This window comes from Halobacteriovorax sp. RT-2-6 (assembly GCF_047085025.1).
Classification (GTDB): Bacteria; Bdellovibrionota; Bacteriovoracia; order Bacteriovoracales; family Bacteriovoracaceae; genus Halobacteriovorax_A.
Genome location: NZ_JBKIYH010000001.1, coordinates 489298 through 498888 on the forward strand (window position 1 = coordinate 489298; position 9591 = coordinate 498888).

Consider the following 9591-nt stretch of genomic DNA (forward strand, 5'->3'; position numbering starts at 1 on the left):
AAATAAAGAGAGAATAAAAATGATTCTAGAAGTTAAAAATGTTAACAAAGTTTATCCGAACGGATGCCACGCCCTAAACAACGTTAGCTTCAACGTTAACAAAGGCGAGTTCCTAGTAATTATCGGTCTATCAGGTTCTGGGAAATCGACAATGCTAAGATGTATGAATCGTCTTCACGACGTTACTAGTGGAGAGATCATCTTCGAAGGACAAGACATCACTAAACTTAAGGGTAGTGCAATGAGAACTGCACGCTCACACATCGGGATGATCTTCCAACACTTTAACTTAATCCCAAGAAGAACTGTTATGACTAACGTTCTTTCTGGAACACTTGCAAGAACAGGAGTTATCAAGTCGGTACTTGGTATCTACTCTGAAGAAGATAAGAAAAAAGCAATGGAATACATCAAGATTGTTGGTCTTGAAGGTAAAGAAAACGTACGTGCAGACAATCTTTCAGGTGGTCAGCAACAACGTGTAGCTATTGCTCGCGCTCTTATGCAAAACCCTAAGGTTCTTCTTGCTGATGAGCCAGTTGCGTCTCTTGACCCTGCAACTTCTCACTCTGTTATGCAATACCTTAAAAAAGTTAACGAAGAACTTGGTGTTACAGTTATCTGTAACCTTCACTTCTTATCACTTGTTAGAGAATACGCATCACGCGTAGTAGCTCTAAAAGGTGGAAAGCTGATCTATGAAGGTCAACCACTTGATATTAACGAAGAATGGTTCCAGACAATTTATGGCGAAGACGCTGTAGAAGTAACAATTAACTAAGTTTTTTGGATATAGGATTAAATAATGACAACGACGACTCAAACGGCAGATACGCAAGTTAATAACTTACCAAAACCAAGAGAAGAGTACACATCATACAAAGTTAAGATGAATTTCTTTTCTTTCTTAATCGATTTTCTTCTTTGGTCATACATGATTCTTGTTTCATGGAAGATCGTATGGGAGAGACTAATTCTTGGTCTACGTTACCCAGACTTTTCTTGGAACCAACCACTAATCGCTCTTGGAGCAGGTTTTGTAGTAGCAGCAGCTCTTTACACAACTAAAATGTCTCTTGGACGCGGATTAACTGGTATTATGAAAAGAGATGAGAATACTCTATTTATGAAAGAGCCATTCTCATTCGTACTTATTGCAACAGTAGCACTAACATTTATTGCTAGTATTTATGTTTCACAAATTTCAATTTATGAATTCCTTTCTGAATCAGGAATGACTGGTGCTAAGAGAATCTTTACAGCTCTTTTAACACCTAACTTTGCAATTTTTGAAGAAGCTCTTTTTGCAGCAATTGAAACGATCTACATGGCCTTCATTGCAACGGCCGTAGCACTTCCAATTGCATTTGTTCTAGCGTTCTTTGCAGCTAGAAACCTAATGAATGGATCTCGTCTAACAATGACAATTTACTCTGTTGTTAGATTCTTTCTAAACGTTTCACGCTCAATTGAGCCACTAGTATGGGCGATTATCTTCTCTGTATGGGTTGGTATTGGACCTTTCGCTGGTATGATGGCACTTTGTCTTCACTCTGTATCTTCACTTTCGAAGCTATACTCTGAGCAAATTGAAAACGTTTCTAATGGACCGATTGAAGCAATGATGGCAACAGGTGCACACCCAGTTCAAGTAATCTGGTTTGGTGTTGTTCCACAAATCGTTCTTCCATACCTATCTTTCTCAATCTACCGTTGGGACATCAACGTACGTATGGCCACAGTAATTGGTCTAGTTGGTGGTGGTGGTATTGGTACAATGCTAATGCAGTACCAAGGTCTAGCGAAATGGAATGAAGTTGGTCTTCTAGTAATCGTTATTGCAGCGATTGTTTGGATCATGGACTGGCTATCTTCTAAGATTCGTGAAGCAATCAAGTAGAACTGATAATTCAATATTTCAATACAAAAGAAGGCCCGCATCCGCGGGCCTTTTTATTTCTCTCCCTAAATAATTAAATCTTAGTTTTCACACATTCCTTTTTTAGAAAATGAGTCTTGAATCTTAAGCGCATCACCTTTTGTATACCAAAACTGGCTATGAGGTTTATCGTTTATCAAGATACGATAATGATTCTTAGCTGGATGCTTTTGTAGTGAGCAAGCACCCTCTACCGATGCAATGTCTCGCTGGGGGGATGTCCCACAAGAAGCGAGCGTAAGCCCTAATACGGCCATGGCCATTAACTTTTTCATAATTCCTCCTACGTCCTAATCACGTAGTAAAATTATCGGATAATCTTAAGAATAACTTTAGCGTATTACTCAACTATTATTGTATTTAAAAAAGAACCGCTTTCATGTATGCTTTATAAAAGGAGAAAAAATGAAAGGAAATCAAGAAGTTATCACTATTTTTAATGAGTTACTAACACAAGAGCTATCGGCCATTGATCTCTATTTCCTTCATTCACGCCTTTTTCAAGACATGGGACTGACTAAATTATATGAGCGCATTGATCATGAAAAAGATGATGAAACAATTCACGCAACCAAGCTAATTGAAAGAATTATCTTCTTAGAGGGCCTACCTGAGTTAGGAACGCGTCTTCCATACAAGCCAAGTCGTGATGTGAAGCAATTATTATCTGATGAGCTTCAGTATGAAGTTGAAAATAGTAAATTACTTAGAAAGGCAATCGCCCTCTGTGAGTCTGTTAATGACTATGTTTCAAGAGACCTACTATTGGGACTACTTTCAGATACTGAAAATGATCATATCGATTGGCTAGAAACTCAACTTTCACTAATTGATAAAATTGGTTTACAAAATTATCTACAGACTGCATCTGAATCTGTTTAAAGAAAGTAAAAAAAAGTAAACATTCATCTGTTTTTTATTTATAATTAGATAAATTAATTAAACACGGATGTTTACTTTTATGAATCTAATTAAAATATCATTTCTCTTAATTTCTTTGAGTTTTATTCAATCCAATGCAATTGCCGCCTTTGCAAAAGTTGTAAATATACGAGGAGAAGTTTCACAACTTCCACCTGGTGCCATGCAAGCAACTTGGATCAAGAAAGGACAATTACTAAAAGAAAATACTTCTATTGTAACCAGACTTCGCTCATTTGTGAAAATTGAGATCCTAGATGACGGAAGTTATATTGTTGTTGGGCCAAATTCTAAAATCGAACTCACAAAAGTGGAAAAGAAATCAGGAAGTATTATTCAGGTTCTAAACGGAAAGATGCGATCTAAGATTGTTCCGGCCAAAAAGTCTAAGGGCCATAGTGCATTTAATAAAGTCTATATCAAAACAAAAACAATGGCCTTAGGTGTTCGAGGAACTGAGTTTGTTACAGTCGTCAGCCAAGAAAACCAAGCAACTTCTGTTGTCACTCTTGAGGGAGAAGTAGCTGTTAAGAAAATTAATAGTGAGAGTATTGATCCTGAAAAAACCGTTAGAGACAATCTTGACCGCGATGATGTTACGATTGTTAAAAAAGGGACTGCATCAACAACATATGCACACCTATATGACGAAACTCCACCACAAAAAGTTAACCCAAGCCAGCTTATAGCACTTGAAAAGAATGAGAATTTAGAAAGTGTGAAAAGAAGCGATATCCAAAAAGCAACGACAGAGGATCTTAGTAAGAAACAGATCACAGATCTTTATGGCAAGGATGTTGAAGAAGACGAAGTTCCAAAAAATGGTGCTATCGTCGATCTTGATTCTGCGATTTTTATTCCAGCGATCCAAGACGAGTCACTTGATGTTGGGAGTGTTGATAAGAACACAGGGCAATTTGTTGCTGCCAATGGAATCGAGCTAGACAAAAAGAAAGGCTTTGTTGCAACTAAGCAAGATGATGAGACAAAAGAAGTTGTCAAAAAACTTAATGACAAAATTGAATACAAAGAAGTTCAAGGTCATGAAGTTGTAGACCACCGCCCTTATACAGGTGCTGCCAAATTAGCAGGTATGCAAAATTCTTGGGGACTTAAAACAGGAATTAGTGCCAAGCAAATGAATTATGCGACGATGGGAAATATGAATGGAAGTGATGATGACAATTATATCGGACTTGGTGCTGATATTATTGGACATTACCGTCATGTTTTAAATCAACAACTATACCTTGATTACATCTTTGGAATTCATGCCTATTTCATGGATCGAGATAAACTAGAACCAGAAGAAATGGATGATGATATTCTGACATTTGAGCTAGGAATTCAAGCTTATTACCGATTAAATAATCGCTTCAGACTTACAGCAGGTTATTTTATGAATGACGAAATGTTTCTAGTTGCACGATTTGAAACGAGCCTAACTCCAGTAATGGATCAAAGAACACAATTTGCACCTTACCTTAAATTTGGTGCTGAATATGACTACAGTGATAATTGGACATTCCTAACAAATTACCGCTCATATATTGTTGATACTCATCATCCAAATATTGCCATCTACTCTGGAAAAGGTTTTGAACTAGGAGCGAGAAGACATCTTTCGAAGTCAACTGCCCTCTTATTTAATTTCTTACACCGCGAATTTATTGCACAAGATATTATCGTTAAAAATAAAGACTTTAGCGTCTTATATGAAATGGAGTTTTAATGAGAGCGCTATTATTAATTACACTACTTTTTAGTTTATCATCATGTTTTAAAACAGATGCTGATGGTAATGCCTACCTTTTTGAAAATGATAATAGGGCCGTACTCTCTTTTGAATTCTTCAATGCTGACACAACCTTAACTTGGTATTTTGGAATTCAAAATCAAGTTGGGACAAGTGCAACAGATGTGGAAGGCTTTAATTCCTCACAGTACTGGTGTATTGAGAATGTTTATATTCAATTGAATTCTGGGGATGTCTCAAGTGCTAACTTTGATGTTGTCTTAAATAACACTCCAACGGGTGCAGGAATTGGTTTCCCTGGTGGAAATGTAAATATTTCGATAGCTCCCGGTGATCAGGTTAAGGCATATATGACCTGCTCGGCTTGCATAAACGGATACGGAACAATTAACTTTGAACTTGGAAAGTGTAACTAGCTCAATTTCTTTCTGCTGAATTTTATGAGTGCGAGGTAAATTATAAGATCAGCGAGATAAAAAATTGGAATCCAGTACTTGTGAAAAACAATAAAGTTTAAAAAGAAATACGAATAATAAATGATATTGACACAAAGGCCGACAAGTAAGAATTTGTCGGCTTTTTTGTATGCAAGATAAGCAAAGCGAATATAGACTAATAAACTCAAAAAAGCGACGACACGATAAGATGCTGTTAAGAGTTTACTCATATTAAATGGCATGATTAATTTTGTGAGCTCATTAGTTGTCTTTGAAAGTACATCATCACTTATACAACATGCACCACTGCCCTCAATTAAATACAGAAAGAAATGAATCCCAAAAATAAAAAGGGCCAAGTAAACCACTATCTTATACATCGTTATAAGTAGACTATGTTCTTTTAGAATATTGCTTAAGATACTCCACAAATCTAGACGAGCAAGAAAAATGAAGAAGAAAATAAGAAGAGTAACTCCAATCTTATAATCAGAATACATGGGAACAAAAACCAAAGAAGTAATAAGAAAACAAATCATCCCTTGATAAAAAGGCATTCTTTCAATTGGCAAAGTCGATTTAAAAATTAGCTTAACTCGTAAAGCATGAAAGCTTAATGCAAGATAGTACAGAGCAGCTAAAAGAGTAAAAGCTACATATATAATTACATTTAGATCAGAGAGTGAATATTCCATAAATTTTCTTAAGATCATCATAATTCAAGCAAGCTAATTTTACTATATTAAAACAATATATTTTATTCAACGACCTCCCCTTTACACAGTCCCAAATTAAATATAAATACTTGACATTAGACAATAGTTAATAATAAATATTGATAAAAATTTACTTTTTACGGATGGGCCATGAATATTGAAACCTTCAATTTTAATGATGGTAGTGAATACAAATTTGCATTTATTGAGAAAACACAAGCTGATAACTCGACTCCTGTTTTGTATATAGGAGGAGCTCTCCAAAATATCAAAAATATTGAATCAGCTTTAAAAGAATTCACAAAGAAGCAAAATACAATCATATTTGAATTTTCGAAAATACCAGATAAGTATTTTACTAATAAACAAATCGATATAGATGAAGTTACCAAGAGAATATCAGATATCCTTTCCGATCTTGGTTATAAGAATATTAACCTAATCTGTTCGAGCTTTGGTGGGATTTACGCAAACTCCATTACTCAATCGAAATTGAATATCAAAAAATGTGTTCTAGCAGCATTTGGGCCAATAAGCCAACGAGGTCACGAATATATCGATAATATCATTAATAGTTCATTTATTAATGATAAAGAAGTTTTAAAGAATCAAACTCTGGAAACCTTATTAAACCATGGAGAGAAGAGTAATATAAAAAACTTTTTTTTCGTTAGAAAGTTACTTAGCTATACACTTAGCAAGTTAAACGAAGATGATTTTAAAAGACAATTACTTAGTTGTTACACTCTAAAAAATAAAACGAAAGAGCTCAAAGTACCAACCTGCAAGACCCTCTGTTTTACGGGTGAATATGATATCTTTACACCTTACTCAAATATACAAGACCTAATATCAATTAATGACAACCTTTCAATTCATAAAATAAAAAATACGGATCACTTCTGTCATATTCAAGATAGAAAGTATGTGGCCAACCTCACAAGTGATTTCTTTGATGAAAAATGAGGACATTATTAAATGAATAATATCAGTGCAAACCAAATAATCATTTTAACGATATACCTATCAACATTATATGTGATCGAAAGAAGAAAGATAATTGACTACAATGATGAATATAAGAAAGAGGCCAAATGTTCTCTCATTGTTATGTCGGGTTCACTATTAACAAAATTCATCGGTAGTCCTCTTCTATTTTTAATTGCATCACATATAGAAAAGTATAAATTCTTTGATTTTCAAATGCCTGCTTTAGTAAGGCTAATCTTAGTTTTTATCTTGGTCGATTTCGCATATTATGTTTTTCATCGTACAGCACATCAAGTAAGGCTTCTATGGGCAAGCCATTCTGTACATCACACTCCTAATGTAATGCAAGTAACAGCAGCTTTAAGACTAGGCTGGGGCGCAGTTATTCCAGGGCAAATAATATTCCTATCTCCTTTATTATTGATTGGAATAAGAGCAGATGAAATTTTCGGAATTCTATCGTTAAATCTATTCTATCAATATTGGCTACACACAGAAGTCATACGAAAACTTCCTAACTTTATCGAGTATCTTTTCAATACACCAAGTCACCACAGAGTTCATCATGGTAGAAACGATATCTATAAGAATAAAAACTTTGGTGGAATATTGATTATTTTTGATCGTCTATTTGGAAGTTTTCAAAAAGAGGAAGAATCGATAAAAATTAAATATGGCAGGTCTGTCCCTATAAAAAGCTATAATCCTTTTTTCGTCGCATTTCACGAATGGATTAGTATTTATAAGGACACAACAAACTACCTTACTCGCAAAGTAAAAAGAATTTCTAATTAACTACTTTACGTATAAGAATTGAACCGGCCACCATTGATAGAACAAAGACAATAATTGGTGCTGATAAGTTAATAAGGTTTACGATTGCTGGCCCAGGACAAATCCCGGCAATCCCCCAACCGATACCAAATAAAGCGGCACCTGTAACAAGCTTTTTATCAACAATCTTATTTGTCGGAAGATGAAATTGAGTGTCACAGATTGGTGCACCACGCTTTGTAATTAGCTTGGTTGCAATTACACCGATAACAACAGCTCCACCCATTACAAATGCAAGAGAAGCATCCCATCCTCCCTGTAAAGAGAAGATATCAAGGAAGCCAATAACTTTCTTCGGATTCACCATACCAGATACAGTAAGCCCAATTCCAAATATGATTCCAGCTAGTAAACTTGTAAATTTTTTCATTATAGTAACCCCACTAAAGAAACAACTGCTATTGCAACGGCCATAAAAGTTAAAGTTGCAACAAATGAGCGCTTAGAAAAACGTGATAATCCACACACACCGTGACCACTTGTACAACCAGAACCAAGTTGTGTTCCTGCTCCAACAAATAATCCTGCGATAATTGCCTTAGGATATGAGAGCTCTAGTGCGTAAGAGAAGAAATCAGGATTAACAAACTTAACGATCAGTCCACCTGCCAACAGACCGAGGACGAAGAAAACTCTCCAAAACCCGCCATCATTCTTCTTATGGAAGTTAAAAAATATTCCAGAAATACCCGCAACTCGCCCATTAAAATAGAGCAAAAATGCTGCAGCTACTCCAATTAAAATTCCGCCCACAAGCGGCCATGTAAAGTTAGTCATATACTCACCTTTTTGTTAAATATCGTTACTTTGTATTACTTCTTAAGAGTCTTCTAAGACTTTCAAAGTTAAATTAATTATATATAATGATTATAAATTAACATTGATCGCCATCAAACTTGGAAAAACATGATTAAGGAAATCTTAAACAATATTGAACAACCTATTTATCGCCAATATCAAAAAGGTGAAGTTATATACAGAGAGTCAGAATTCCCACAATATCTCTATATTGTAGAAGAAGGCATTATTGGTCTCTACTACAATAGTGAAAATGGAAAAGAGAGCTTCCTAAGAGTTTACGGGCCAGGGGAAATCTTTGGCCATCGTTCATACTTTCTAGAAACTCCTTATCATGCAAACTCAGTTAGCTTGACGAAAGCTAAGCTTATGCTCATCGATCGTAAGCAGTGTGATAATATATGTCTTGAAAGCCCTGCCCTCTTGAAGAATATGACAAAGATTCTCGCAAGAGAGCTAGGAAATGCAGAGAGAAGACTGGCCGGAATGGCAGATAAATCAGCTAAGGCCAGAATTGTTGAGGCACTTGTCTACTTGAAACTCAAGCATCCTGAACACAATTGGACGAGAAAAGAGATCGCTGACTTTGCGGTATCAACTTTTGAAAGTGTGACAAGAATCTTAAGTGAATTAGAGGCGCAAGGTTTAATCACTAAAAGTGGCAGAAGTATTGAGATCGTTGATGAGCAGAAGCTACTAAAGTTCGCAAATGAGAATTATTAAGATCTTGTTAATTTCTTAGCAAATTTTACATTTAAAATCTCTAGAGCTTGTCTATATCACCCTATTTAGATAGGATGCGGCCAACTGTAACCCACACAAAGGCCATTTTATGAAATTAGCAATTACTCTTTTATCGTTTATCTCATGTCTAGCAATTAGCTCAAACGTAATCGCTTGTGACAATGCCGTAAGTAAGCAACTTGAAAGAAAGATTAGAGCAGATCGCCCTCTAGAAGTGAAGTATCTAATGTACCTTACTCAAGGTAGCGAACTTCTAAATGAAAGAGGAAATAAGCTAGCACAATTCAACGAAGATAAGCTTATCTACTCTGCAATTGGTTCTGAACACTCAGGTTGGTTTAATGCTGCAATTGCTGTTGATCCAGACACATGTTCGGTAGATTACATTGGCTACTTTGCAGCTGAATAAGTCAAAATTATATATTTAAAAATATTCAAGGCCCAGTCTCATCTGGG

13 protein-coding genes are annotated in these 9591 nt (G+C 35.5%); 9 read left to right on the forward strand and 4 right to left on the reverse strand.

The features are described 5' to 3' along the window. Positions 1–19: 19 nt before the first annotated feature. Positions 20–781: a phosphonate ABC transporter ATP-binding protein gene (phnC, locus tag ACMAYS_RS02240; protein WP_103217358.1), complete on the forward strand. Its 762-nt coding sequence runs from the start codon at positions 20–22 to the stop codon at positions 779–781. Between the two features lie 24 nt (positions 782–805). Then, positions 806–1900 (forward strand): phosphonate ABC transporter, permease protein PhnE, encoded by a 1095-nt coding sequence (phnE, locus tag ACMAYS_RS02245; RefSeq protein WP_103217359.1) that lies wholly within the window; start codon positions 806–808, stop codon positions 1898–1900. 80 nt (positions 1901–1980) lie between these two features. On the opposite strand, the gene ACMAYS_RS02250 is transcribed toward phnE, so the two are convergent. After that, complete coding sequence (locus tag ACMAYS_RS02250; RefSeq protein WP_392991795.1) at positions 1981–2214, reverse strand: hypothetical protein; 234 nt, start codon at positions 2212–2214, stop codon at positions 1981–1983. A gap of 130 nt (positions 2215–2344) precedes the next feature. Here ACMAYS_RS02250 and bfr point away from each other — a divergent pair, with 130 nt between their 5' ends. The 3 genes from bfr (at position 2345) to ACMAYS_RS02265 (ending at position 5032) form a co-directional block, all read left to right on the forward strand. Further along, positions 2345–2821, forward strand: coding sequence for a bacterioferritin (bfr, locus tag ACMAYS_RS02255; protein WP_103217361.1), 477 nt, complete (start codon positions 2345–2347; stop codon positions 2819–2821). A gap of 79 nt (positions 2822–2900) precedes the next feature. Beyond that, positions 2901–4592: a FecR domain-containing protein gene (locus ACMAYS_RS02260; RefSeq protein ID WP_412462656.1), complete on the forward strand. Its 1692-nt coding sequence runs from the start codon at positions 2901–2903 to the stop codon at positions 4590–4592. Beyond that, positions 4592–5032 carry a hypothetical protein gene (locus tag ACMAYS_RS02265; protein ID WP_412462657.1) on the forward strand — a complete coding sequence of 147 codons (441 nt, stop codon included), beginning with the start codon at positions 4592–4594 and terminating at the stop codon, positions 5030–5032. The genes ACMAYS_RS02260 and ACMAYS_RS02265 overlap by 1 nt, the downstream gene beginning before the upstream one ends. Here ACMAYS_RS02265 and ACMAYS_RS02270 read toward each other — a convergent pair. After that, positions 5029–5748, reverse strand: a complete 720-nt coding sequence (locus tag ACMAYS_RS02270) for a hypothetical protein (RefSeq protein WP_392991790.1) — start codon at positions 5746–5748, stop codon at positions 5029–5031. The genes ACMAYS_RS02265 and ACMAYS_RS02270 overlap by 4 nt on opposite strands. A gap of 171 nt (positions 5749–5919) precedes the next feature. On the opposite strand from ACMAYS_RS02270, the gene ACMAYS_RS02275 reads away from it, so the two are divergent. Both ACMAYS_RS02275 and ACMAYS_RS02280 read left to right on the forward strand, forming a co-directional pair. Beyond that, entirely contained in the window at positions 5920–6735 is an 816-nt protein-coding gene (locus ACMAYS_RS02275) for an alpha/beta fold hydrolase (protein WP_392991789.1), read from the forward strand. Positions 6736–6747: 12 nt separating this feature from the next. Continuing rightward, entirely contained in the window at positions 6748–7554 is an 807-nt protein-coding gene (locus tag ACMAYS_RS02280; RefSeq protein WP_392991787.1) for a sterol desaturase family protein, read from the forward strand. Here ACMAYS_RS02280 and ACMAYS_RS02285 read toward each other — a convergent pair. Both ACMAYS_RS02285 and ACMAYS_RS02290 read right to left on the reverse strand, forming a co-directional pair. Further along, the gene (locus ACMAYS_RS02285; protein ID WP_392991785.1) at positions 7547–7963 is read right to left on the reverse strand and encodes a DUF6691 family protein; all 417 of its coding nucleotides are present in this window, start codon (positions 7961–7963) and stop codon (positions 7547–7549) included. The genes ACMAYS_RS02280 and ACMAYS_RS02285 overlap by 8 nt on opposite strands. Continuing rightward, a complete protein-coding gene (locus ACMAYS_RS02290; RefSeq protein WP_392991783.1) occupies positions 7963–8370 on the reverse strand; it encodes a YeeE/YedE family protein in 408 nt (135 codons plus the stop codon). Before ACMAYS_RS02290 ends, ACMAYS_RS02285 begins: the two co-directional genes overlap by 1 nt. Before the next feature lie 129 nt (positions 8371–8499). Here ACMAYS_RS02290 and ACMAYS_RS02295 point away from each other — a divergent pair, with 129 nt between their 5' ends. Together ACMAYS_RS02295 and ACMAYS_RS02300 are read left to right on the forward strand one after the other, a co-directional pair. After that, positions 8500–9114, forward strand: a complete 615-nt coding sequence (locus tag ACMAYS_RS02295) for a Crp/Fnr family transcriptional regulator (RefSeq protein WP_392991781.1) — start codon at positions 8500–8502, stop codon at positions 9112–9114. 109 nt (positions 9115–9223) lie between these two features. Further along, a complete protein-coding gene (locus ACMAYS_RS02300) occupies positions 9224–9544 on the forward strand; it encodes a hypothetical protein (protein WP_103217369.1) in 321 nt (106 codons plus the stop codon). Positions 9545–9591 lie beyond the last annotated feature (47 nt).

Excerpts from the sequence above, each read along its gene's own strand:
- ACMAYS_RS02295 (WP_392991781.1), top strand. The coding sequence starts at position 8,500 with ATGATTAAGGAAATCTTAAACAATATTGAACAACCTATTTATCGCCAA.
- ACMAYS_RS02300 (WP_103217369.1), top strand. The coding sequence starts at position 9,224 with ATGAAATTAGCAATTACTCTTTTATCGTTTATCTCATGTCTAGCAATT.
- ACMAYS_RS02285 (WP_392991785.1), bottom strand. The coding sequence starts at position 7,963 with ATGAAAAAATTTACAAGTTTACTAGCTGGAATCATATTTGGAATTGGG.
- ACMAYS_RS02280 (WP_392991787.1), top strand. The coding sequence starts at position 6,748 with ATGAATAATATCAGTGCAAACCAAATAATCATTTTAACGATATACCTA.
- ACMAYS_RS02265 (WP_412462657.1), top strand. The coding sequence starts at position 4,592 with ATGAGAGCGCTATTATTAATTACACTACTTTTTAGTTTATCATCATGT.
- ACMAYS_RS02275 (WP_392991789.1), top strand. The coding sequence starts at position 5,920 with ATGAATATTGAAACCTTCAATTTTAATGATGGTAGTGAATACAAATTT.
- bfr (WP_103217361.1), top strand. The coding sequence starts at position 2,345 with ATGAAAGGAAATCAAGAAGTTATCACTATTTTTAATGAGTTACTAACA.
- ACMAYS_RS02260 (WP_412462656.1), top strand. The coding sequence starts at position 2,901 with ATGAATCTAATTAAAATATCATTTCTCTTAATTTCTTTGAGTTTTATT.
- ACMAYS_RS02290 (WP_392991783.1), bottom strand. The coding sequence starts at position 8,370 with ATGACTAACTTTACATGGCCGCTTGTGGGCGGAATTTTAATTGGAGTA.
- ACMAYS_RS02250 (WP_392991795.1), bottom strand. The coding sequence starts at position 2,214 with ATGAAAAAGTTAATGGCCATGGCCGTATTAGGGCTTACGCTCGCTTCT.
- phnC (WP_103217358.1), top strand. The coding sequence starts at position 20 with ATGATTCTAGAAGTTAAAAATGTTAACAAAGTTTATCCGAACGGATGC.
- phnE (WP_103217359.1), top strand. The coding sequence starts at position 806 with ATGACAACGACGACTCAAACGGCAGATACGCAAGTTAATAACTTACCA.
- ACMAYS_RS02270 (WP_392991790.1), bottom strand. The coding sequence starts at position 5,748 with ATGGAATATTCACTCTCTGATCTAAATGTAATTATATATGTAGCTTTT.